Origin of the sequence: Bacillus sp. 7_6_55CFAA_CT2 (assembly GCF_000238655.1) — a bacterium.
Lineage (GTDB): Bacteria > Bacillota > Bacilli > Bacillales > Bacillaceae_G > Bacillus_A > Bacillus_A cereus.
In genome coordinates this window covers 495,683-520,323 of the sequence record NZ_JH414709.1, presented here as the reverse complement: position 1 = coordinate 520,323, position 24,641 = coordinate 495,683, and the positions used below count along the sequence as shown (strand labels likewise).

The following is a 24,641-nucleotide window of genomic DNA, read 5'->3' as shown; positions in this document are numbered from 1 at the left end:
AATCAGATTATACTTCAACGCCACTTAACAAAAAACTCCATTTTAACTTTACAAATTTTGAAGTTGAACATTTATATTCTCCTTACTTAATCCCCCATGGTAACAAACTACAGATTCAATATGTAAATTTAAATACTTCTTCAAAGCCTGCTTTGCTTCCTTAATATTTATAGTTGTTGGGGCGTGAATTCCTCCTAACATCCCATTCACACTATACATAGAGTCTCCTGCAATAAGAATTTTGCTTTGTTTCAAATATAAACTAATATGACCCGGAGTATGCCCTGGAGTATGAAGAATTAGTATTCCACCGCAATACGGAAGTTCTTGCCCGTCAATCACAGTATCACTCACTTTTCCTTTTGGGCGGTTCTCTACATTTCCGTCCTTCAATAAAGGTAAATCCCCCTCGATATATGGCTTATCTAGTTCGTGCGCATAAACTTTAATATTACTTCGACAGCGCTGCAACAATTCTGGCAGACTACCTATATGATCAATATCCTGATGCGTCAAAATCACGACTTTTAACTTATCAAATGATACCCCAACCTTTTCCATCTCTACTTGTATATCTTCAATTTGTCCTGGGAAACCCGTATCTATTAATACTGCCATTTCATCATCCCATAAAAGAATTGGATGAATAACAAATTCTTGAAATTCAAGTTGTAACATTTCTACTCCTTTAGCAATCTCCATACAGCCATTCTCCTTTATGTTGAAGTTTGAAAATATGTACAAGTAAACTGAAAATATAAAGTGAAACTTTAATCCGTGGGGTTTTACTACCCGACAAATAGCAGGATAAAGCACCTCTATCTTATAATATGTTTTGTCATCCCAATAGAGAATGCTTCAAACCCTATAGATTCATAGTAAGATTGCAATTTTTCTACACACATAAGTTGTGGAATAACCTTGTTTTGTTCACAGTGCTGGATTAATCGTTCCACTATTTCTTTTCCGATGCCACTAGACTGATATTTTGGCAATACACCAACTCCACAAATAATGCCTGTTATGACTCCATCTGATATGACACGCCCCATCCCTACTAACCTCTTATCATCAAAAACATAAATTGCATACCAACTTTGCTTACACATTCGTTCTAACTCGTTAACAGTTAATTTAAGAGAATTCCATTCTAAAGATTCGTATAAGGATAATAATCCATTAAAATCTGTAGGATGTTCACTTGTGTAGCGTATACTATTTTCCATGTAAATACTCCCTATTCTCTGGCTTGTTTATATTTCATAAAATTCCCATTATACAAATGTGATCGATGTAAAAATAACTAGAACAAACTTCAATAAGAAAGATAGAATTCCTTCTCAATATAAAATAAAAAGAAGTTATCTCACTTAAGATAACTTCTTTTATATAAGACTCTCATTATATTATCAACCAAAAAATATACAACTGCATACGATTAGCACAAACAAAACTAATAAACCATTTGAGAAATAACCCATTGAATACTACCCCTTTATTAAATTATGTAAAAGATTTTATCATAAAATGATTTACAACTTAATAACTGAAAAAGACATTGTATTCATTAGTTATATATGTTTAGTAATATTTTATTTTCGGTTATATTCTCGTTGCCTGAAAGTGCTTATCATACTCTTCTACTTCAGTTCATATAAGTTCAAAATATTAAATAATAAGTAAAAAAGACCTCCACCTTACGAGATCTTTTTTACTTATTTTCCAAATACACTAATTGATTCTTCCTCAATTACAAGTAAACAATTAGCATATTACATGATTTAATATCCCAATAGCCAATTCAACTCTATTAATTCGGTTCGACCTTAATATCCCCCTTTTATTCCAAAAACTCAATAATCGTTTCACATACTTTATCCATCTCCTCGATATCTGGGAAATGTCCACTATTTTCAAATATAACAAGTTTACCATTTTTCAATTGTCTCGTTATTCTATAACTCATTCCTACACCCGTGTTATAGTCATGCGCTCCAACTATGACACACGTATCAATTTCTAAACCTTTAATACGCTCAATAAGCGGTAAAGATGCTTTTGTTCCAAAAATAACTTTGCTCATCTTCCCTGTATTACTTAACTGACTTTCCTCCCAAAGACTCCGATTTAGCTTTGCAAATTCTTCATTTTTAAACAATAGTCGATCTACAGCTTTTGTATCAACTATACTCCAAACTTGATTATACCTTTCTTTTAAAGGAATTTCTGACTTACTTATTATCAATATTTGTTCTTTCATTTCCCCTTTCGTTACTTGTAGAAAACCTTCTATCTGCACAGTATACATATCATTAAAATCATCTAACGATGGTGCTTGTAATACCATTTGTTCAACATTTTTTGGATATTTCAAAGCATACTCTAAACAAAGTTGTCCACCAAAAGAATATCCTAACAAATTTATCTTCTCTACATGTAATTGCTTTCTTAATTTCTCTAAATCTTCGACTAGAGTATTGATTGAGTACTCACCGTCATCTTGTGGTGCCTCACTTCGTCCGCAACCTCTTTGTTCGTAATAAACTACAGTCATATTTCCTTCTAACTTCAAACCAAGCGTTCTTTCGAATACATAATGATTACCACCTGGACCACCATGTACTATAATAAGAGGGACTGTATTATGAGCTGTCCCTGCAACTTTACACCAATGCATAATCCCATTGATTTTCAAATAGTGTATACCATCTTGCAACATTAACTGATTCATTTATCCTCTCTCCTCATCGCTCACTTGTTACTATCTAAATGTATAAGTTCTGACCATTTACACTTTTTCCCTTTATATTCTTTAGACACTATCCTCATTTATATGAATAGCTTTCTTATTCAAAAATAGATTTTTAAAAATTCCTACTCCCACAATTAATAAACCTATACCAACTAATTTATTTACTTGTAATGGAATACTCTCCATTCCAAATAATCCAAATGTATCAATGCATAACGCAACAACCAATTGAGTAATAAGACTAATTAGCACTGTATATGCTGGACCTAAGCTCTTTATTGCACCCATTATGCAAATAATTAACCCGATGCCAAACAGTCCACTTACATAAAACAAATAATTTGTAGTATACACTTTAATGTTAATACTGTTTTCTGTAATGATATAAAATAGAATAGAACTAATGAGACCTATTCCAAGGACACATGTAGTCGTTAACCACTGTCCTACATTTTCATTTACTTTTGCATTAAAAACAGATTGTAAGCTAATTAATATTCCTGCTAATATAGCTAAACTAAATCCAATCAAAATCTACCCCTCCCTTTCATTGCTCATATATATTATCTTTAGCGACTTCCTTCATTCTAGAAAAATCTTTAATTACAATAACTCCATTACTCTTTTCAATTAATTTTTCATTATAAAATCTTTGTAATACCCGTATTATGTGCCTATAACTTACCCCTATAAAATCCGCAATACTCGTTACCGAAGTTGCATCCAAATCCTCTTTATACATATTCCCGTTACTATCTGTTGAAATTGAAAGCAAATAACTAGCTACACGTACTTCTACAGGATAAAGTAAATTAAGAGCAGTAAAACGAGTCGATATTTTTAATGTGTTCGCAATGTTTTCAAGCAAGAACTTTATAAATATAGGATCATGTAATAACTTGTTTCTAATAACCGTATTAGAAATAGAGATTGCTACAACATCTGAACAAGCCTCAACGACATTATGTGCTTTGCTATTTTGAATTAGTTCAATATCACCAACAATGGCCAATGGATTGATAAAGCGAAGAATTAGTTTCTTCCCTTCAGGTGTAATCGTATAAACTTTTACTTTACCTTTAACAACAAAATATAAACGATCCATTTCGTCATCTATATTGCAAATGAGCTCGCCTTTTTCAAAGTGATTTAATTGAAAATAAGCTGTATCTATTTCTGAAAAAACCTCGAGCGTTTTATTGGTTTTCAAATAATGCGTAATTAAACCTGATCTATCCTCCATATTCATTTCTCCTTTCATTTACATATTAAATACAACAATACCTATAATCATTATTATTGTTCCCACAATATGATATCTCTCCATCTGTATCTTTTTCATTTGAAATAATCCTTTCATCTCAATAAAAGTTGCTGTTAATAATTGAGCAACCATAAGTGTTCCCGCTGTTACTGTAACTCCCATTGCATGTATCGCTACTGTTTCTGCACAAATGATTAACCCACCAAGTGCACCAGCTACTAAATATATTTTTTTCACACTCTTTAAATCCGTTATTTTCTCTTCTTTCTTTAACAAAAATACAGTTGTTGCAATAATGAATCCAATTAAATGGGTTATAATACTCGTCGACCATATACCGATATGTGAACTAAGTTTCGCATTAAAGGTTCCTTGAAGTGTTATAAATATCCCCGCAAAAATAGCAAATATAATACCTTTCAAAAAATCATCTCCTCCTCCTTTATTTCTGACTTAATTAAAAACCATCATCCTATAATGGCAAAAGGACAAATGTCACATCACTATGAAAATAACTTGGAATGAACAAAAAAACACACCTCAAAAATGCGAGATGTGTTTTTATTATTTATATATAATGTTTTATAAATTAAAATTACGCTACATTAAAAGATTTCTTTTTCATAACAAACTTTGCAAATAAGAAACGTACAAGCGGTCCCATAATAATTAATTGTAATGGATATGCCATTATGAAATTTTTAATAAAAATCGTAAAATAAATGGAAACAAATGAATCTCCTTGTAGTCCACCATGTAAATACATCATAGCCATACCGAAAAATGACATAAAGAACACCATTCCAATTACCATAGTTGTCGCCATTGCAACGATAATATTTATTTTTTTAGATTTATCAAATGGCAATATGAATACAATTTTTTTCGCACAAGGTCCAACGATACATATTTCAATTAATAGTGCAATAATAAAGCCAATTAATAGTTCTAATGCAATCTCTTTAATATAAATTGGTCCTCCTGTTTCATTCATTAGTAAATTGTAAAACGTCATTACGATAACCATCCCAAGGCACATCATCATGCCAAATTGGAGGTTTTCCTTTCTTGTTGTTGGCAAATTTCATCATCCTTTCTCTTTGAGTCTTTGTCATTATATCGACATTGGAAACCCCTTCGTAAGTGAACATTTTGTGAACAAATTTAAAACGTTTTCATTTTTTCCTTTCTACTCAAATTCTCACTTTTACTTATAGAGGATATATATATCGCAATGTTGAATTACTAAATTTAACATTGCATTACACTATTACTAGGAGGATAACCATGAATGAAGCAGAATTTTACGCATATCACATCGTAACAAGGAAAAAAATGCATATCGGACAAATCATTCCTTTTAACAAAAATCAACACAATACTCTATATCACTTCTTTTTTGAAAGAGAACAATTAAATGCTAGTGGTGAAGATGGCATACAAATTTTAAATAAACACTATAAAAATAACGAATTACATATAAACAATGAAAATACTAAAGTAGTTATGAGTTATATGGATCAAACAATTAGAGCAGTTAGAGAAACAATTGTAGAAATGGTTAGACTACAAGAATTCCCTGAATACCCTTCCAGGTTATCTTGCTTATATGCTGCTAAAAGCTATGAGGATGCTTTGAAATGGAGAGCGCTATTTGATTCTTACAATCGAGAAGTTTTACAGATTGTTAAACTACGAGTGATCGGAAGTTCTTTTGAAGGTGACGGGAATCTTCTACCGAAAGAAGATGGAATTCCTTTTTCTCAAAAAATCGAACAAGCTAGAGAGTATTGGAAAGGAAATATTAGAAATGATCTTCCTGAGTTACTGATTAATGGAGAAATTGAAGTGGTGGAAATTATTGATGACTTTTCCTCAATTCATATTTAATTTCTAACTAAATCATATAGGATGGAGATTACAATGAAGAAAAAAGTGTACTTCAATCATGATGGCGGTGTAGATGATTTAATTTCATTATTTTTATTACTTCAAATGGAAAACGTTGAGCTTACCGGTGTATCTGTTATCCCAGCAGACTGCTATTTAGAACCCGCAATGTCTGCCAGTCGTAAAATTATCGATCGCTTCGGCAAAGGTAATATTGCCGTAGCCGCTTCAAACTCTCGCGGGCAAAACCCGTTTCCGAAAGACTGGCGGATGCATGCATTTTATGTAGATGCTCTACCAATTTTAAATGAGTCTGGAAAAGTTGTAACACCCGTGGTGGCAAAACCCGCGCATCATCATTTAATAGAAACGCTTCTACAAACGGAAGGAAAAACAACTTTATTATTTACTGGGCCCCTAACTGACCTTGCTCGTGCATTATATGAAGCTCCCATAATCGAAGATAAAATTGAACGCCTCGTTTGGATGGGTGGTACATTTCTTAAAGCTGGCAATGTACATGAACCAGAGCATGATGGAACAGCTGAGTGGAATTCGTTTTGGGACCCTGAAGCGGTGGCTCGTGTATGGGATGCAAAAATTAAAATCGACTTAGTGACACTAGAAAGTACAAACCAAGTTCCGTTAACTATAAACATACGTGAACAGTGGGCAAAAGAACGAAAGTATATTGGTATGGATTTCCTTGGTCAATGCTATGCAATGGTCCCCCCTCTCGTTCACTTCTCAACGAACTCTACTTACTATTTATGGGATGTACTAACTACCGCCTTTGTCGGAAACACTAGCCTTGCAGAAACTGAAACGATTAATAGTATCGTTCATACATATGGACCAAGCCAAGGACGTACAGAGGAAACTACTGATGGACGACCTGTAAATATCGTTTATGATGTAAAACGTGATGTATTCTTTGAATATATTACTGAATTAGCAAAGAAAGCTTCTACTTGAACCACTATCTATACGAAAAATAAATAGAATAAAATCACTTCAGACGATGAACCCCTATATTTAGAATTTAGTTGAAACTACATATTTAACTATTGAAAAGAGTATTGAATTAAATTTCAATACTCTTTTTGTGCAATTTAATTATATTGGATTAATGTAGTGTCTTATTGATTATTCATTTCATAACCATTGACAAAATACGTTATTGTTTCTAACTCATCTTCATTTAATTCTCTATCTAGTTCTTGTTTATACGCTGCCTTTATCTTCTCTTCATCACCTTTATGAGCTTCTGTATAAGTTCCTACTGTTTTTAACATACGAATCTCTTGTAAAAACTCCTCTCGATTTATCGCTTCCCCATGAGAGAGAATATATGTCTTAGCATCAAATTTCTCTAATTCATCTATCAATTTAAACGTTCTTTTCGTCGTATAGTTCCACTTCGAAGAAAAAATATCTGCATATATACAGTCTCCTAAAAATAATATCTTTTCTTCTTTCACGTAAATAACAACTGAATCATGTGCATGATCTCCGCCCACATGTTTTAACACGCATGTCACCTCACCAAGATCTAATTCCATTTGATCCTGGAACGTTAAGGCCGGAGGAATAATGTTAATATTTCTCGCTTTTTCTTCAAACTCTTTCTTGATGCAATCCGCACAAAATTCAATTTCAGTACCCTCTTTTACGCGTGCATCCAAAGCTTCATCTGTCCATTCATAAGAAACAAGTGTACGCATCTCTTTTTTCGTTTCAGAATGTGCAATAGACAATGCATCTTGTAGTACAGGCAATCCAAAAATATGATCCCAATGCCAATGGGTTAGTGCTACGAAATCTGGATTCGATACATTTTGTTCTTTTAACATTTCTAAAAATAATTGTGCATGTTCTTCTGAATTCCCTGCATCGATCATTAACGTTTTTTCTTTTCCAACAACCATTCCTAATATAGGTCTATCTGTTTCAGAAACAGGTGTCATATACCAAAATGAGTTTCCTATTTTTTTAATTTGTTGCATAACCAATTCCCCTTTTCATTTCCTCACTTAAGTTTAATATATAGATTATAACGAATCACTACTTTTTTCTCTATACTCAAACACAATTACTTGGACTAATCTAACTTTTCTTTTCGTAAGCTAAAAATAAGGGAATAGAATCGGAGTGTGATACTATGGAACGTTTATGGATCCCAATGATTGTAACATTTTTTTCGTTCGGTGGATTACTATTAGGCGGTGCTGTTGGAGTAGCAACACGCCAACTCATTGAAGAAAAGATGCATCGTTTATACGCATTATGTGGCGGTATTTTGTTTGGGTTATTGTCACTTGAAATTATTCCTGAAACATTTTCAAGCTATGAAATGATTGGACCTATACTTGGTATAGCTATCGGTATTTTAGTTATGGGCTTATTAGATAACTATTGTCACCATCCAATGATACATAAAAAAGATCAGCAAGCATGGCAAACCTTTCTTTTTCTCTCTTTCGCTATATTTATTCATAATATACCGAGTGGATTTGCGTTAGGTACAGCTTTTATAAATCATAATGACTCTGCCATTCCCTTTTTAATAGCAATCGTCGTTCACCATATTCCAGAAGGATTAGCTTTAATTATTCCATTTCTTTTTACAAAACATAAATATATTTCCTTTTTATTAACGACTTTATTACTTTCTCTTATTCTCGGTACTGGCACAGTTTTTGGCATTTTGATGGAAGGAAAAGCTCTTCACCTGCAAGGCCTCATTATGGGAAGTGCTATTGGTTCACTTGGATATGTCACAATTCATGAAATGCTTTGGAAAGCTAAGAAACAGCTCTCTTTCCTTACATTTCTAATGTGGGCAACTAGTGGTTTTTTACTAATAACAGTGTTCACTTTATTCGCTGGTCATCATTAAAGTTGCTAAAGTGAAACTTTTGTTCCTCCCACACTGATTCTTGGATTACAAATAACCAGATAAATTTTCTTATTTGTATATTTTCCCTTTTTATCCAAAACATAATGTTATCTACCTATTATAAGGAGGAACAATTATGTTTGGGAAAACAGCAGGTGAAGCATTAGTTGATTTATTAATTGACTGGGGAGTAGAACACATATACGGTATGCCTGGAGATTCCATCAATTCTATCATTGAAGCTTTAAGAAAAAAACAAGATCAAATTAAATTCATTCAAGTTCGCCATGAAGAAGCTGGTGCATTAGCAGCGGCTGCCTATGCAAAATTAACAGGAAAACTTGGCGTTTGTATGGCAATTGCAGGGCCTGGTGCTATTCATTTATTAAATGGTTTATATGATGCGAAACTCGATAAAGCCCCTGTTCTAGCAATTTCAGGTCAAGTAGAAACCGATTTACTTGGAACGGACTTTTTCCAAGAAGTAAATTTAGAAAGAATGTTTGATGATGTTGCGGTTTATAACCAGCGTATTATGTCAGCAGAGCAACTACCTGCCGTAGTGAATCAAGCAATTCGAATGGCTTATACGAAAAAAGGTGTATCCGTTCTTACTATTCCAGATGATGTCCCAAAATTCGAAGTGAAAAATGGTGCCCGTGTTACAAATACTTCTTTTACTTTGCCTGAGTTGTTTCCACAAAAAGAAGATTTAGATGCAGCGAAACTCGCAATAAATGAAGCGAAAAAGCCTGTGATTTTAGCTGGAAAAGGAACAAAACATGCGAGAGAATCTTTACTTGCATTGGCAGAACATATTGGTGCTCCAATCGTACTTACATTACCAGCTAAAGGAATTATTCCTGATGAACACCCTCTTTGTATTGGTGGATTAGGATTAATTGGAACGAAACCTTCTTATGAAGCAATGAAGCATGCAGATACTTTAATTATGGTCGGTACTTCTTATCCGTTCACCGGCTTCTTACCTGAAAAAGCAAAAACAATTCATATCGATACAGATCCTGCCCAAATCGGGAAACGTTATGCGACAGATATTGGTTTAGCTGGTGATGCTGATAAAACATTACGATGGTTAATTGAAAATGTTGAAGAACACACAGACCATTCCTTCTTAGAACATCACCAAGAAATGATGAAAAAGTGGGAAGAAAAATTACACGATCAAGAAGAAGACTCTTCCATTCCAATTAAACCACAACGCGTTATGCATGCTCTGCAGCAAGTAGCACATGATGACGCAATTCTATCAGTCGATGTCGGAAATGTAACAGTATGGACCGCAAGACACTTCCGTATGACAAACCAGCAATTTGTCATTTCTAGCTGGCTCGCAACACTTGGCTGCGGTTTACCTGGTGCACTTGCTGGAAAAATTGCTTTCCCGGATAAACAAGTATTTGCAGTTTGTGGTGATGGTGGATTTGGAATGACGATGAATGACTTCGTAACAGCTGTAAAATATAAATTACCAATCGTTGTCGTCGTATTAAACAATAATAAAATTGCGATGATTAAATTTGAACAAGAAGTTATGGGTAATATCGAATTCGAAACAGACTTAACGAACCCAGATTTCGCAAAATATGCAGAGGCGTGTGGAGGTATTGGATACCGTGTTGAGAATTTAGATGAGCTACTTCCCGCTTTCGAAAATGCAGTAAAACAAAATAAACCGTGTATTATTGATGTAGTTGTAGATGCTAACGAAGCACCAATGCCAGCAAAAATCACATTTGGTCAAGCCGCTGGTTATACGAAGCATATGATAAAAGAATTATTTGAAGAAGGTAAGATTGATTTACCTCCACTTTAAACGAAAAAAGATAGCTGAAAACAATTTGTCTTCAGCTATCTTTTTTTATTTTTGTATCTCTTTATAAAAAGAAAAGTCATTCATAGTTGGTTGTACTTAAGACTCTTATTTTTTATCAAGAGTCTTTTTATTTAATTTCGCTTCAGTTAATACTATGCATCTAAAAATCTTTATACATCTCGCTAACTATTTCAATTCTCTAAAGTTCGGATATACTTTATTTTATGAATGTATCGCACATCCACTTATAGAATTTTTCTTTCTCTTCAAATTGTGGATAATGAGCTGATTTCTCAAAAGTAATAAATTGTTTTTGATCTGCTTCTATCTTATCAAAATATGTTTTTGCTGCATGGAATGAAGTGTTATAGTCATATTTCCCCATAAGGCAATAAAACGGTAGCTTCATTTCAATCACCTTAGTAGGCAATGGATTTTTTTAATCCTTTTCTAATAAGACAGTTTGAGAATGTGATAATCCAACGTTATAACGAATTACGTCTAACAAGTTATATTCATTACAGAAAGATTTGAAAACATCTCGCATACACATTTTTATAAAAACACATGGAAAAGAGCCCTTGCTTTCAACACAAGGACTCTTTTCATAAACTATTTAGCTACCTCTTCTTTCGGCATTACCATACCTTTATAAAGTTGAACAGTTATCCAGTAATACATGAAATAAATGACTAAGAAGATTCCTATTGGCACCCACACTTTCACAAACGGGTCAACTAATATAAAGCTGAATAAGTTAAGCCCAACTAAAACGTGAGAAATGCCAATGATCGCTGGGAAGATAAATAAATACGAAATTTCTTTATATATACTTTTCGTTAACATACTACGTCTCACACCAATTTTTCGTAACATTTCATAACGGCGTACGTCGCGAGAAGCACCTGTTAATATTTTGAACATAAGGGAACTTGCCATCATTGCTAAAAAGGCAATTCCGAGGAAAAATCCCATAAACATTGTTCCGCTCATGAAGCTGTTCATAAACTGATAAATTGTCATTTTCGTAAATAAGTCTACCTTTTCACCTGTTGCTTTTTCAATTTGTGCTTTTTGTCTCTTGTCTATTTCGATCAATAACGGTTTATATTTTTTCATATCATCTACTTTTGCTAATGTTACAGTATGTTCTGTTCCTTGAATCCCTTTATAATGCTCTTCGTCTGCAATTCTTACTGGTTTTCCGCTAAATTGATTATGCGTAATTTGTATCTCTCTTACAACTGCGTCTTCCCAATCCTTTGGCATATGAGGGAATTTTGCTAATTCAGGAGCCTCTAAAGCTGAATATACAGGTTCAGTTAAAGGTTCAGTCACACGTTTGCGAACAGGCTCTTTTAAAGTTTTTGTATCAAAATGGTCTGAAACAAGTGGCGGTTTCGCAGTTAAGTCGTTACGTAAATAATAAACCGCTTCTCCATCTACTTTATATTTGTACTTGCTTTCTTCAACAATTTCCATTTCTTTTAAGGCAGCTTTGTCTTGATCATTCGGATCATGAATTACAACATCATATACACGAGAAAAGTCTGTCATAATACCTACATTTTTTTGGAACGCCATACCTGCCGTCATCGCACCTGCGCCTAATGCAATTAACATTGCTACAGTACCTAATACTCTCGATAAACTATTTACTCGAAAGCGCAGCTGTGCATATGTAAAACTATTTAGACCTAGTTTCTATTTCGTTTTTATTCCCCTTAATTTTCATCACAAAAAACGGGAGTAATGAACTAAAGATAAAATATGTTCCAAGTGTTGTAACGATGGTTGCTATAATAAAACCTAATTCAGCATAAATTTTTACATTGATCATAAAATAGTACCCTGTACTTACTAGTAATACACCAAGTACTGTCATTATTATAATGCGAGTTTTACTTTTCTTCACTTCATCTAGTGTTTCATCTTCACGAATTAACTCTAATTCAGTTTTACGTAATAATCGGACACTGTTCATTAAGCCAGTAATGAAAAATAGTATTAAGAAGAAAATAGCTGTGACTAAAATTGCTGGTGTGTATACAGATGCATAACTACCTTTTGCTGAAATTTCCATTCCATTCATTAAAAAGTTTCCTGCTACACTTGCAAGTAACATCCCTACTAAAATACCGATAATAATACTGACAATCCCCATACCGAATGTTTCAATAAATAATAACTGTGCTACTTTTTTCTTTTTCGCACCAAGCATCATGTACATACCGAGTTCTTTTCTTCTTAACGTGAGTAAGAAAGAGTTGGCATATATAATATAAAATACAGTAATGAAAGATAATAGTATTGCACCTACCCAAAAGACGAGTCTAATACTACTAATTAGGCTATTATCTTTCGTAAATTCACTATTCATCGCCATCGTTTGGAACATGTAGAAAATACTAATACTAATAACGAGGCCAATAAGTAAAACCATATAATCTTTTAACATCTTTTTCATACTATGACGTGATAATTTAAATAACATAGTTTCGCCCCCTACTTAGACTCAGCAGCTGAGCCCATATGAGCGAGCACACCTAAAATGCCTTGATAGAAATTCTCTCTAGTGCCTTGACGATTTAATTCTTTATAAAGAAGACCATCTTGAATAAATAAAATACGCTCACAATAACTTGCACTAAATGCATCGTGTGTAACCATCAAAATACTTACATTATGATTTTCATGTAAATCTTGCATCGCTTCTAATAAACTTTTTGCGTTTTTACTATCAAGCGCACCTGTCGGTTCATCTGCTAATACAATTGCTGGATTATGTACTAAAGCTCTTGCCGCCGCTGTTCTTTGCTTTTGTCCTCCAGAAACAGCCGTCGGATATTTTGTTAAAATTTCGGTGATGCCTAATTTCTTCGCAACGTCATTTACCTTTCCAGTAATCTCACTTGACGGTACGCCTTGCAAAGAAAGTGGTAAAGCGATATTTTCATAAATTGATAAGTTTTCTAGAAGATTAAAATCTTGAAAAATGAAACCTAATTTTTGAGAGCGAAAATCAGATAACGCATTGCCCTTCATAGAAGTAATATTTGTACCAGCTATTGTCACACTACCACCTGTCGCTTGGTCAAGTGTACTTATCACATTAAGTAAAGTCGTTTTTCCAGAACCAGAAGGTCCCATGATCCCGACAAATTCTCCTTCTTTAATACTTAACGATACACCCCTTAATGCTTTTGACTGATTCTCATTTCTTTTCCCATACGTTTTTTCTACACTTTCTACAGTAACTACATTTGTTGACATCTCTTTCACTCCATCCCTTTTGTATAAAATTAATTTCTCACATATTTCTTATTATTTTGTCATGTAAATTCTTAAGAATTTTTTAATTATTCATTCAAGAAGAGTTACACCTGTAACATGAAACTTTTTCCTACTTCATATTCTCATTTTTCTACAACTCGTTCCCTCGATTTCGCTTACATTTACCTTACATTTTTGTAAGATAAAAAAGAAAACACACTAATTGCTAATAGTGTGTTTTCTTTACAATCAATATTTTCTATTCTTTATTTCCTCTTCAATAGTTGCCACAAATACGTCTAGCGCAATAACTTCTGACTTCTCTTCCCCATATTTACGTACATTTACAGCTCCGTTTTCCATTTCCTTATCCCCAATAACAAGAATATAAGGAACTTTTTGCATTTGTGCTTCTCTTATTTTATATCCTAATTTTTCATCTCGCACATCTCGTTCGACACGAACACCAGCTTGTGCTAATTTATCCGCAACCTCATCTGCGTATTGTACATGAACTGCATTCGAAACTGGAATGACTTTCACCTGAACTGGTGCCACCCATGCCGGGAATGCACCTCCAAAGTGCTCAATTAATATTGCTAAGAAGCGATCTAATGACCCTAAAACTGCCCTGTGAATAACAACTGGTCTTTTCTTTTCATTATTTTCATCTATATAATTTAAATCAAATTTCTCTGGCATTTGGAAATCAAGCTGGATTGTTCCGCACTGGTGGCTTCTATTTAAAGCATCTTTAATATGAAAATCAATTTTCGGCCCGTAAAATGCACCGTCACCTTCATTTAGTCTATATTTATAATTTAGCGATTGTAATACATTTTCTAATGCCGCTTCTGCTTGCTCCCATAATTTATCATCACCCATTGAATCTTCTGGACGAGTAGAAAGCTCTACTTCATATTCGAATCCAAAAGTTTTATATACGTAATCAATTTGCGCCATTACTGATTTAATTTCATCTTCAATTTGTTTTGGAGTTACAAATAAATGTGCATCATCTTGGCAGAAAGTACGTACTCTTAATAATCCGTTTAACGCACCACTAAATTCATGACGATGTACTTGACCAAATTCACACATACGAATCGGTAATTCACGATAAGAATGCAATTTATTTTTAAACATAAGCATGTGCCCTGGGCAGTTCATCGGTTTTAATGCAAAACTTTTATTATCTACTTCAGAGAAATACATATTATCTTTATAATGTCCCCAGTGCCCTGATCTCTCCCATACTTCTTGGTTCATCATGAACGGAGTGCGTACTTCTTGATACTTATACTCTTTTTGAATTTCTCTTAAAAATGCTTCCAATTCGTTACGAATCATTTGTCCTTTCGGTAAATAAAACGGCATTCCCGGAGCCTCTTCAGAAAACATAAATAACTCAAGCTCACTGCCTAACTTACGATGATTTCTTTTTGCTGCTTCTTCAACGAAATGTAAATACTCTTCTAATTCTTTTTGAGAAGAGAATGCAACACCATATATGCGCTGAAGCACTTGGTTATTACTATCACCTCGCCAATATGCACCGGAAACGTGAGTTAATTGAAATGCTTTCAAATAACCTGTAGATGGTAAATGTGGTCCTCTACATAAATCTACAAATTCACCTTGTTTATATAGTGTTACACTTTCCCCACTAGGAATTGCTTCTAAAAGTTCTAATTTCAAGCGGTCGTTCATTTCTTGAAACAGTTTAGCTGCTTCTTCTCGAGAAACCTCAACTCGTTCTATCTTTATATTTTCATTTATGATCTTTTTCATTTCTTTTTCGATTTTTCGTAAATCTTCTATGTTTACACTACTTGGAAGATCCATATCATAATAAAATCCATTTTCAATAACAGGTCCTACTCCAAGATTTATATCACCATACAATCTTTTTACAGCTTGCGCTAAAATATGTGCCGCGGAGTGTCTTGCAATTTCTACCCCTTCATTTGAATCTATAGTAATGATTTCCACTTCCGCATTTTCTTCAATATTTCGGCGTAAATCATATAATCCATCATTTACTTTCCCCGCGACTGCTTTCTTTTTCAAACTACTGCTAATGGATCCAGCAATTTCTTCTAAAGTAACTCCATTTACAAATTCTTTAACGCTACCATCTGGAAATTTAATTTCAATCATTTGTTCTTTCATTTTTCATCTCTCCATTTCATAATAAAAAGCACACTCATCCCTAAAATAGGGACGAGCGTGCTTTTACCCGTGGTTCCACCCAGATTCCCATTGTAAATATACAATGGCTTCATTTACGGTAACGTCGTTTACACGGCACTAGATACTTCATTTCCCTAGTGCAGCTCTAAGGTGGTAAGTTATTTTTCTGCGTTAGGAAGTTCTCAGCTTTCCTTCCTTCTCTGTATAACCGGGTAAAATAACTCGTGTCCTTTTCTTCGCTTATTATGAAATTGAATGCAAAAAAGCATATTCATCCCTAAATATAGGGACGAATATGCTTATATCCGTGGTTCCACCCAGATTCCCATCACAAAAAAACATAATGGCTTCTTTTGCGATAACGTCGCATACACGGCACTAGATACTTCATTTCCCTAGTGCAGCTCTAAGGTGGTAAGTTATTTTTCTGCGTTAGGAAGTTCTCAGCTTTCCTTCCTTCTCTGTATAACCGGGTAAAATAACTCGTGTCCTTTTCTTTGCTTTTTGTAAAACATCCATTTATTGTTATTTAATATATCTTATTCATTTTATTTTTGCAAGTGTTTAAAAAAATTATTTATTTAATTTAAAAAAGCGAAACCAAATTTTTTTGGTTTCACTTCACAATTTTACCAATCTTGTGGTTCGTAATTTAAGTCTGCAAATAGACGTCTTTTCTCTTTCTTCGTTAAATCTCTCCACTGCCCAACTGGTAAATTATTCAATTCGATATTCATAATTCTCGTACGTTTTAACGTGTATACTTGATAACCTAAAGCTTCACACATACGGCGAATTTGGCGATTTAGCCCTTGTGTTAAAATAATTTGGAACTCATATTTTGATAACTGTGTAATCTCACAAGGAAGCGTTTTTGTCCCTAAAATTTTAACACCCGCTGCCATTTTCTCTAAGAAATCAGGTGTAATTGGCTTATCTACTGAAACGATATATTCTTTCTCATGTTTGTTTTCAGCACGTAAAATCTCATTAACAATATCGCCATCATTCGTTAACAAAATTAAACCGTCAGAGTCTTTATCAAGACGTCCAATGTGGCTAATTCGTAAAGGATGATTCACTAAATCAATAATATTACCTTTTACTGATTTTTCACTCGTACATGTAATACCTACTGGTTTATTTAAAGCGATATATACGTGATCTCGAGCAATTCGAAGCTGCTCTCCATTTACTCGTACATCATCCCCTGGGTTCACTTGGTCACCAATTTTTGCAACCTTACCGTTAATAATTACTCTTCTCTCATTAATTAGTTTATCCGCTCCACGTCGAGACGCTTTTCCAGCTTCACTAATAAATTTATTGATACGCAAATTAGGCACATCCTTTTCTAAAAAAAATTTCAAGCTCACACTGCTTCTACCGTACAATACAAAAGGGTAAGCCTCCTATTATAACTTAAATATATTAACATGAAAGGGTATATAACGTCTTCTATTAATTACTTGTTTATAAGAAAATATCTTTATTATACATTCATTTATGCACTTTTTCAGCGTTTAATATACAAGCCATTCTTCCTTACATACAGCTTGTTTTCCTTTTATCTCTTCTATCTCTTCATGAATATTAGCTAATTTATATAAATCTGTAAAAATCTCTTCCACATAATGTTGATGTGTCTTTTCATCTTTCCAATACGTTAACACTATGTAACGATTTTCATTTTTTAAAGACTTCCCAACTACTCCACCTAACATTCCTTTTGCTTTTTCCATTCCTTTATTCCAAATTGTTTCTTGCTTATGTAAAAAATGATTTTCCTTTTCCATCTTTACATCACATATAGCAACTCTTACGAATGATCCTTCTGTAACAACGTCTTTCAAATGCGTATCAGTTATATCATACAACGTTTGAAATAATTCAATTTCACATGCAAGAAACGTATCCTCTTGATTACTATTTAAATAAATTGTATCGTGAGCATCATTCATAAATGATTGATATGTACTTCTATCTTCCCATAAAGTAAATACACATGCCTCATCTTCATACCATCCACCAAATTGTCCATGAAAACCGTCTAGGTGCCGTATATCACGCCATTTTCCTTGCGCATTTGAAAACAATTCCTTTTTCTCTTCTTCCACCTTACAGTAGATTGTTTTTAGTAGCATTTTTAATTCCCCCTTTAGCATATAATTTATCTTCTTCTCACAATAATTAGTTCACATAATATTTTTATAATCATCCTAATACTTTTTATAGACATATAGAACTAATCATATTTATCACTACATCTATCAAAACATCTATCGAATTTAATTTCAAATGATTCAGAATAAAAAAAGATGTAACTCTTAATGAATTACATCTTTAGCTAATCTCCCTTATTCATCTTTTTCTCAAATACATAATACGTAATTTCTCCCGGATAATGTACTACTGCTACCTTCCGCTCCCCTTTTTTAAAACTAACAGTATGCCCGTTTTCCCCTAAGTTCTCCCATCCACTCGCCTTTGTAATTTGCATTACACTTATATATTGATAGTCCTCTTCCTTATCATCGTTAATATGGATTGCTGACATTGGCACTGGAAAATCTTTAATTTTAGATTCTTTATTCATAAATATGAATGCAATTAAACCAACTAATAACATAACCATTGAAATACTTGAAACTAGTTTTCTTCTATTCATTTTCACTAAAAACCCTCTTTTCTCACATATAACTTTCATCATTTTACTAACTTTAATTATTTATGTATAGAAAAGATATATTTTAAATCATTTCTAACCTATTTTCTCTACTTAAAACAACATTATTGTTATATATTATAATTATAAGTTTTTAAATTTTGGAGGCGTTACATATTGCAGAAATTACTTTTTACTAAATGGACAGTTGTTATTTCTATTTTCATCATTTTCGGTACGATTTTCTATGTTACTAATGTTAAAAATAACAACGAAAAAGCAACTGTAGAAACAGCGGATACAAAAACTTTCAAAACTAAATTACAACCTAAAATTAATGAATTGACTACTCATTATAATGACATCATCGAAAAAGATTGGTTACCTGCCTGGGAAGAGATTAACACGAATGGAGATTCAGTAGATCGAAATAAACTATTAGTTACAATGAGTGCTGTTTCCAAGCAGTACGAAACAATTATGAACAAAATAGACACGCTTAAAATTGAAGAAAATATAGCAGATATAGATATACAAAAACAACTAATTCAATTCACAACTCAGTTTAAATCCGCATCAAATTTCATGAAAAATGCAGCAAATTTAATTATAGACGGAGCAAATAACTCTACTCCAACCGATGAAACTATTGAAAAAACAAAACAAGCTTTAGGACTTGCGGATCAACATATTGTCATCGCTTTATCTACTTTAAATGAAGTTGAAGATAAATTAGGACTTACAAAAAATAAAACTATTTACTATTTTAAAATAAAAAATGATTGCAATTCACAATTTGTATGTCTATAATGTTTTTATTGATTTACAATCAATGTGTTTATAAATTTTATAATTCGGATGAACCATTCAGGAGAAGGTCTATTGATCTACCGACGGGGCAAAAAGTTGTTATACCAGCTTTGAAACTCTCAGGTCTTGGTTACAAGTAGAACTGCATGGGGACGAATCTCTGGAGAGACTCCCTCTCGCTTTCATAGAGCGCGGAGGAAAACGAGCACCGAAGGAGCAAATCCGCTACTACAGCGGATAATCTCTCAGGTAAAAGGACAGAGACAAGCGAAAGAAAAAGCCGATTGTATCGGTTTATTTTTCTATCCCTTGTTTCTCCAGAGACCATTTCATTTACTTGAAGTGGTTTTTATTTTTTCTAAAAAAGGAGAATAAAGATGGAGACAGTAAGTAAAGTATTAGAACAACTGAATCAATACGTGTGGGGATTACCAACTTTGTTGCTACTCGTTGGAACAGGTATCATTCTCACAGTGCGTTTAAAAGGTTTACAGTTTAGTAAACTATTATACGCTCACAAACTAGCATTTAAAAAATCAGAAGATACCTCTTCTTCTGGAGATATTAGTCACTTCCAAGCACTTATGACAGCTATGGCCGCAACGATTGGTATGGGAAATATAGCCGGTGTTGCAACAGCTGTTACAATTGGTGGTCCTGGTGCAATATTTTGGATGTGGATTACCGCTTTATTCGGTATGGCAACAAAGTATGCCGAGGCAATACTTGCAGTAAAATACCGTGTTAGTAATGAAAATGGTGAATATTCAGGTGGACCAATGTATTATTTAGAGCATGGTTTAGGTAAGAAATGGCTGGCAGTATTATTCGCTATATTCGGCACAACTGCTTCTTTCGGTATTGGTAATATGGTGCAATCTAACTCAGTTGCAGAGGCAATGCGAATTAATTTCTCTTTCCCTCCTGCTTTAACTGGTATAGTAATGTCATTTTTAATCGCAATTGTTATTTTAGGCGGTGTAAAAAAATTGGGAAAGTGACGGGATATGTCGTTCCTATTAAAGCTTTCTTTTATATAATTGCTGGTCTTATAATTATTTTCTATCACTACGAACAAATTCCAGAAGCTTTTTCACTTATTTTTTCTGGTGCATTTAATGGTACAGCAGCTGCTGGTGGTTTTATTGGGGCAACAGTTGCATCAGCTATTCAAATCGGAATGGCGCGTGGTGTATTTGCGAACGAAGCTGGTTTAGGGAGTGCCCCTATTGCCGCGGCGGCGGCAAAAACTGATTCGCCTGCAAAGCAAGCTTTAGTTTCAATGACTGGTACTTTTCTAGATACGTTTATTGTATGTACAATTACAGGACTAGTATTAATTACTACAGGTGCTTGGAGATCTGGTAAAACTGGCGTTGAAGCTACAACACTTGCATTCCAATCTGTATTTGGTACTGCTGGTAGTATGATTCTCGGTATCGCAATTATTTTATTTGCCTACTCTACTATTTTAGGCTGGTCGTATTATGGAGAAAAATGTGTAGCTTATTTATTCGGAGAAAGTGCAGTTAAATATTATAAAGCAATCTTTATTGTTATGATTGCAATTGGTGCTAATTTAAAGCTAGGAATCGTATGGACATTTGCTGATATTGCAAATGGACTTATGGCAATTCCAAACTTGATTGGTCTAATTGGATTAAGTAGTATTGTTGTTGCTGAAACGAATCGCTTTTTACAAGCAGAGAAATTGAAAGAAAATAATAAAAAACAGGCAAGTTAATCTATGAAAAAAGGAATGACTCATACATGATGAGCGTTCCTTTTTTCATCCCCTCTTTTACTTAATTACTATCATTAAAAATATATTTATATCAATATTTACTCCTTTTTATTCCTTCAAAAGTTTTTCACATAAATGTCATAAATCGTATGGTCTAACTATATAGTTGAAAAGGAATGCGACATTAAGGTGTCGCTGAAAAACTCATCCAAGAAAAGGGAGGAAAAATCTTTTGAAAAACAAAATCATCGTTTTCCTATCTGTTTTGTCATTTATTATTGGTGGTTTCTTCTTTAACACGAATACTTCAAGCGCTGAAACATCATCTACTGATTACGTTCCTAACCAATTAATCGTTAAGTTCAAACAAAATGCATCTTTAAGTAATGTGCAATCTTTTCATAAATCTGTCGGAGCTAATGTCTTATCTAAAGATGATAAGTTAGGTTTTGAAGTCGTACAATTTTCAAAAGGTACTGTAAAAGAAAAAATAAAGAGCTATAAAAATAATCCAGATGTGGAATATGCAGAACCGAATTATTACGTTCACGCCTTTTGGACTCCAAACGACCCATATTTTAATAATCAATACGGGTTACAAAAGATTCAAGCTCCACAAGCTTGGGATAGCCAACGAAGTGATCCTGGTGTAAAAGTAGCTATTATTGATACAGGAGTTCAAGGCTCACACCCTGATCTGGCTTCGAAAGTAATTTATGGGCATGATTATGTTGATAACGACAATACATCTGATGATGGTAATGGTCATGGTACACATTGTGCTGGAATTACTGGAGCACTTACGAATAACAGCGTCGGAATTGCTGGTGTTGCCCCACAAACTTCAATTTATGCTGTCCGCGTATTAGATAATCAAGGAAGTGGTACTCTTGATGCTGTAGCGCAAGGTATTCGAGAAGCTGCTGATTCGGGTGCAAAAGTAATTAGTTTAAGTTTAGGAGCTCCAAATGGTGGTACTGCATTACAACAAGCCGTTCAATATGCATGGAATAAAGGCTCTGTTATAGTTGCAGCTGCTGGAAATGCTGGAAATACAAAAGCTAATTACCCTGCTTATTACAGCGAAGTAATTGCAGTTGCTTCTACAGATCAATCAGATAGAAAATCTTCATTCTCTACTTATGGTAGCTGGGTAGATGTTGCAGCACCAGGTTCAAATATATATTCAACATATAAAGGAAGCACGTATCAATCATTAAGTGGTACATCTATGGCAACACCTCATGTTGCAGGAGTCGCAGCTCTTTTAGCAAATCAAGGATATAGCAATACACAAATCCGCCAAATTATTGAGTCTACTACTGATAAAATTAGTGGTACAGGTACGTACTGGAAAAACGGTAGAGTCAATGCATATAAGGCTGTACAATACGCTAAGCAATTACAAGAAAATAAAGCTTCTTAAGAAAACTTTAATCAGTCGATCTACCATGAATGCAGAATAAAATAGAAGGAGAGACTTCTATAATTAAAGCCTCTCCTTCTTACAAACTATATTACTCTCCCTGCTTTTTAACCATATGTAAATACAGTACAAAATCCATCATTGTCGATGAATGACCAAGTTGACGAATCATCGCTGTTATATTTCCTCTATGATATGTACCATGATTTACGACATGTTGCACTAATTCTAAAATCGAAGTTTCTAATTTCCCTACGTATGGATTCTCAATAACAAATACAGCATTCACATCTTGTATTGTAATTAAAAACTCTTTATATTGATTTGCCATGTTTTCAAACATTTTTTCTAATTCATGTAACGATTTAGTTTCAATTTGTTTTCGTAACTCTTCTCGGTCTTGTATTGCTTCATTCATACTTTTACCATGCAATATATGTAACCACACTTGATCTGTAATATAAATATGCACAAAAGTATCCTTAATGGATGGGAATACACTCTGTATCTGCTCATTAAAAATTGTCTCATAGTTTGGTAACTCTTTTAATCGATTGAATAATCTAGTATTAGCCCAAGCATGGTAATCACACTGTTTTAATATATAATCTTTCAATTTATATTACCTCCTTATTGTATGAAACGAATGGTTTGTTTCTTCATTTCTGATTCTCTATCAGCCTTTGCAATCCCTTTTTCTTTCATTTCATGCTTATTTATCGTTTTATATTTTACATACGTATAAAATTCCGTTTGAAATGGAAATGGTGTAATCCGAATTGTTTCCTCGTCCACCCATTCAGCTTGAATAAGTTTCTCCTCTTTACTATTAAACATTTCTGTTCCTTCAAAACCATCTTTAAATAAGTCAATTTCATCTTTCTTTTTGACACCAGGCTTATTCATACATACGTATAAAGAAAGTTCATCACAAAACTTTAATAATCTATAATGCTTATCGAACATCGCAAACTGTTCCTTTGTTAACGTTTTCAAAATTCTTTTTTGTCGTTCTAATTCATGTTTATAAAATGACATCATCTCTTCATCTTCCTCGTTTAGTGGAAATGATAAAAAATGTTTACTACAAAGCAATGCCCCGTATGGATTAGAATTTTCAATTTCATTCATTCCAATCGTATAAAAAACAAAACGTAATGGGCTTGGACAATCCATAAATGTATATGGAATATTTTTAGCATCATTCAAAATTGGTACTTTATCAAGCTCTATCCATCCTCTGTCATGCTCATATATTGCATCAACTGTTTCTTTTAAATATGTTTTATCTTCAAAAAAGTCTTCTTTTATATGCTTTGCAATCTCTCCAGCTAAAAAACCATGATCATGTTGACGAATTAATATACTTTCCTTCTCATTTTTTTCACGAAAAATCATTCTTATACTCCCCCTCATCCTCATATTAAAGCTTTTTATATGCATCGATTCTTAATTAATCCCTAAATAATAGAAGGGATTCAGTCTCTTGCAACGAAATTAACATAATTATATAGTATTCTTTCTAATCATAGTGATAGCTTTATCTTTACTATCTATTATACTAAAACATTCATTCCAAAAATTTTTTTATGAGGTGAAAACATGAACAAAACAGAATTAATTAAAAACGTAGCTCAATCAGCTGATATTTCTCAAAAGGACGCTTCTGCAGCTGTACAATCCGTATTTGACACAATTGCTAATGCATTACAATCTGGAGATAAAGTTCAACTAATCGGGTTTGGAACTTTTGAAGTACGCGAAAGATCTGCTCGTACAGGACGTAATCCGCAAACTGGCGAAGAAATTCAAATCGCCGCTGGTAAAGTTCCTGCATTTAAAGCGGGTAAAGAATTAAAAGAAGCTGTTAAATAAAAAACAAGAAACA

At 33.5% G+C, this 24,641-nt stretch carries 22 protein-coding genes, 3 pseudogenes, 1 riboswitch and 2 other annotated features; of the genes and pseudogenes, 8 read left to right on the top strand and 17 right to left on the bottom strand.

Annotated elements, in window-relative coordinates; translation table 11 throughout:
- Nucleotides 1–48: 48 nt before the first annotated feature.
- The 7 genes from HMPREF1014_RS11745 to HMPREF1014_RS11715 all read right to left on the bottom strand — a co-directional run bounded on the left by HMPREF1014_RS11745 (nt 49) and on the right by HMPREF1014_RS11715 (nt 5,097).
- Nucleotides 49–702, bottom strand: a complete 654-nt coding sequence (locus HMPREF1014_RS11745) for an MBL fold metallo-hydrolase (protein ID WP_000401501.1) — start codon at nt 700–702, stop codon at nt 49–51.
- A 116-nt stretch (nt 703–818) separates the two neighbouring features.
- On the bottom strand, nt 819–1,226 hold the full coding sequence (locus HMPREF1014_RS11740; protein WP_000431733.1) for a GNAT family N-acetyltransferase: 408 nt from the start codon (nt 1,224–1,226) through the stop codon (nt 819–821).
- Between the two features lie 614 nt (nt 1,227–1,840).
- Entirely contained in the window at nt 1,841–2,731 is an 891-nt protein-coding gene (locus HMPREF1014_RS11735) for an alpha/beta fold hydrolase (protein WP_001072684.1), read from the bottom strand.
- An 81-nt stretch (nt 2,732–2,812) separates the two neighbouring features.
- Nucleotides 2,813–3,283: a DMT family transporter gene (locus tag HMPREF1014_RS11730; RefSeq protein ID WP_000579010.1), complete on the bottom strand. Its 471-nt coding sequence runs from the start codon at nt 3,281–3,283 to the stop codon at nt 2,813–2,815.
- Nucleotides 3,284–3,299: 16 nt separating this feature from the next.
- Nucleotides 3,300–3,995, bottom strand: coding sequence for a Crp/Fnr family transcriptional regulator (locus HMPREF1014_RS11725; protein WP_000390201.1), 696 nt, complete (start codon nt 3,993–3,995; stop codon nt 3,300–3,302).
- Nucleotides 3,996–4,013: 18 nt separating this feature from the next.
- Nucleotides 4,014–4,439, bottom strand: coding sequence for a DMT family transporter (locus tag HMPREF1014_RS11720; protein ID WP_000676010.1), 426 nt, complete (start codon nt 4,437–4,439; stop codon nt 4,014–4,016).
- Between the two features lie 172 nt (nt 4,440–4,611).
- On the bottom strand, nt 4,612–5,097 hold the full coding sequence (locus HMPREF1014_RS11715; RefSeq protein ID WP_009326921.1) for a DUF2798 domain-containing protein: 486 nt from the start codon (nt 5,095–5,097) through the stop codon (nt 4,612–4,614).
- 206 nt (nt 5,098–5,303) lie between these two features.
- Here HMPREF1014_RS11715 and HMPREF1014_RS11710 point away from each other — a divergent pair, with 206 nt between their 5' ends.
- Nucleotides 5,304–5,906: a DUF2441 domain-containing protein gene (locus tag HMPREF1014_RS11710; RefSeq protein ID WP_001001047.1), complete on the top strand. Its 603-nt coding sequence runs from the start codon at nt 5,304–5,306 to the stop codon at nt 5,904–5,906.
- Between the two features lie 21 nt (nt 5,907–5,927).
- A complete protein-coding gene (locus tag HMPREF1014_RS11705; protein WP_084796647.1) occupies nt 5,928–6,881 on the top strand; it encodes a nucleoside hydrolase in 954 nt (317 codons plus the stop codon).
- 164 nt (nt 6,882–7,045) lie between these two features.
- On the opposite strand, the gene HMPREF1014_RS11700 is transcribed toward HMPREF1014_RS11705, so the two are convergent.
- The gene (locus HMPREF1014_RS11700; protein WP_001184092.1) at nt 7,046–7,912 is read right to left on the bottom strand and encodes an MBL fold metallo-hydrolase; all 867 of its coding nucleotides are present in this window, start codon (nt 7,910–7,912) and stop codon (nt 7,046–7,048) included.
- A 155-nt stretch (nt 7,913–8,067) separates the two neighbouring features.
- On the opposite strand from HMPREF1014_RS11700, the gene HMPREF1014_RS11695 reads away from it, so the two are divergent.
- On the top strand, nt 8,068–8,805 hold the full coding sequence (locus HMPREF1014_RS11695) for a ZIP family metal transporter (protein WP_000440615.1): 738 nt from the start codon (nt 8,068–8,070) through the stop codon (nt 8,803–8,805).
- A gap of 136 nt (nt 8,806–8,941) precedes the next feature.
- Complete coding sequence (locus HMPREF1014_RS11690; RefSeq protein ID WP_000467249.1) at nt 8,942–10,642, top strand: pyruvate oxidase; 1,701 nt, start codon at nt 8,942–8,944, stop codon at nt 10,640–10,642.
- 217 nt (nt 10,643–10,859) lie between these two features.
- Here the strand turns inward: HMPREF1014_RS11690 and HMPREF1014_RS32085 are convergent.
- The 7 genes and pseudogenes from HMPREF1014_RS32085 to HMPREF1014_RS11655 all read right to left on the bottom strand — a co-directional run.
- Nucleotides 10,860–11,162: pseudogene (locus tag HMPREF1014_RS32085) on the bottom strand (hypothetical protein); the annotation flags it as partial.
- A 92-nt stretch (nt 11,163–11,254) separates the two neighbouring features.
- Nucleotides 11,255–13,136 (bottom strand): annotated as a pseudogene (locus HMPREF1014_RS11680) (FtsX-like permease family protein).
- 11 nt (nt 13,137–13,147) lie between these two features.
- Nucleotides 13,148–13,915 (bottom strand): ABC transporter ATP-binding protein, encoded by a 768-nt coding sequence (locus HMPREF1014_RS11675; RefSeq protein ID WP_000106427.1) that lies wholly within the window; start codon nt 13,913–13,915, stop codon nt 13,148–13,150.
- A 249-nt stretch (nt 13,916–14,164) separates the two neighbouring features.
- Nucleotides 14,165–16,087, bottom strand: a complete 1,923-nt coding sequence (thrS, locus tag HMPREF1014_RS11670) for a threonine--tRNA ligase (protein WP_000663094.1) — start codon at nt 16,085–16,087, stop codon at nt 14,165–14,167.
- A gap of 44 nt (nt 16,088–16,131) precedes the next feature.
- Nucleotides 16,132–16,354 (bottom strand) — a binding site (T-box leader).
- A 36-nt stretch (nt 16,355–16,390) separates the two neighbouring features.
- Nucleotides 16,391–16,615: a binding site (T-box leader), on the bottom strand.
- 122 nt (nt 16,616–16,737) lie between these two features.
- Nucleotides 16,738–17,445, bottom strand: a complete 708-nt coding sequence (rluF, locus tag HMPREF1014_RS11665; protein WP_001222170.1) for a 23S rRNA pseudouridine(2604) synthase RluF — start codon at nt 17,443–17,445, stop codon at nt 16,738–16,740.
- 186 nt (nt 17,446–17,631) lie between these two features.
- Nucleotides 17,632–18,252 carry a YdbC family protein gene (locus HMPREF1014_RS11660; protein WP_000925167.1) on the bottom strand — a complete coding sequence of 207 codons (621 nt, stop codon included), beginning with the start codon at nt 18,250–18,252 and terminating at the stop codon, nt 17,632–17,634.
- Between the two features lie 203 nt (nt 18,253–18,455).
- Nucleotides 18,456–18,818, bottom strand: coding sequence for a hypothetical protein (locus tag HMPREF1014_RS11655; protein WP_050544205.1), 363 nt, complete (start codon nt 18,816–18,818; stop codon nt 18,456–18,458).
- Between the two features lie 132 nt (nt 18,819–18,950).
- On the opposite strand from HMPREF1014_RS11655, the gene HMPREF1014_RS11650 reads away from it, so the two are divergent.
- The 3 genes and pseudogenes from HMPREF1014_RS11650 to HMPREF1014_RS11640 all read left to right on the top strand — a co-directional run bounded on the left by HMPREF1014_RS11650 (nt 18,951) and on the right by HMPREF1014_RS11640 (nt 22,753).
- The gene (locus tag HMPREF1014_RS11650; RefSeq protein WP_001170887.1) at nt 18,951–19,583 is read left to right on the top strand and encodes a hypothetical protein; all 633 of its coding nucleotides are present in this window, start codon (nt 18,951–18,953) and stop codon (nt 19,581–19,583) included.
- 150 nt (nt 19,584–19,733) lie between these two features.
- Nucleotides 19,734–19,854, top strand: a riboswitch (glycine riboswitch).
- 106 nt (nt 19,855–19,960) lie between these two features.
- Nucleotides 19,961–21,327 (top strand): annotated as a pseudogene (locus HMPREF1014_RS11645) (alanine/glycine:cation symporter family protein).
- 232 nt (nt 21,328–21,559) lie between these two features.
- Nucleotides 21,560–22,753: a S8 family peptidase gene (locus HMPREF1014_RS11640; RefSeq protein WP_000790937.1), complete on the top strand. Its 1,194-nt coding sequence runs from the start codon at nt 21,560–21,562 to the stop codon at nt 22,751–22,753.
- A gap of 91 nt (nt 22,754–22,844) precedes the next feature.
- Here the strand turns inward: HMPREF1014_RS11640 and HMPREF1014_RS11635 are convergent, their stop codons facing one another.
- Nucleotides 22,845–23,369 (bottom strand): DinB family protein, encoded by a 525-nt coding sequence (locus HMPREF1014_RS11635; RefSeq protein ID WP_000656271.1) that lies wholly within the window; start codon nt 23,367–23,369, stop codon nt 22,845–22,847.
- Nucleotides 23,370–23,383: 14 nt separating this feature from the next.
- Nucleotides 23,384–24,151, bottom strand: a complete 768-nt coding sequence (locus HMPREF1014_RS11630) for a DUF3891 family protein (RefSeq protein ID WP_000577286.1) — start codon at nt 24,149–24,151, stop codon at nt 23,384–23,386.
- Between the two features lie 204 nt (nt 24,152–24,355).
- Between HMPREF1014_RS11630 and HMPREF1014_RS11625 the strand changes: the two genes are divergently transcribed.
- The gene (locus HMPREF1014_RS11625) at nt 24,356–24,628 is read left to right on the top strand and encodes an HU family DNA-binding protein (protein WP_001043905.1); all 273 of its coding nucleotides are present in this window, start codon (nt 24,356–24,358) and stop codon (nt 24,626–24,628) included.
- The last annotated feature ends 13 nt before the right edge of the window (nt 24,629–24,641 follow it).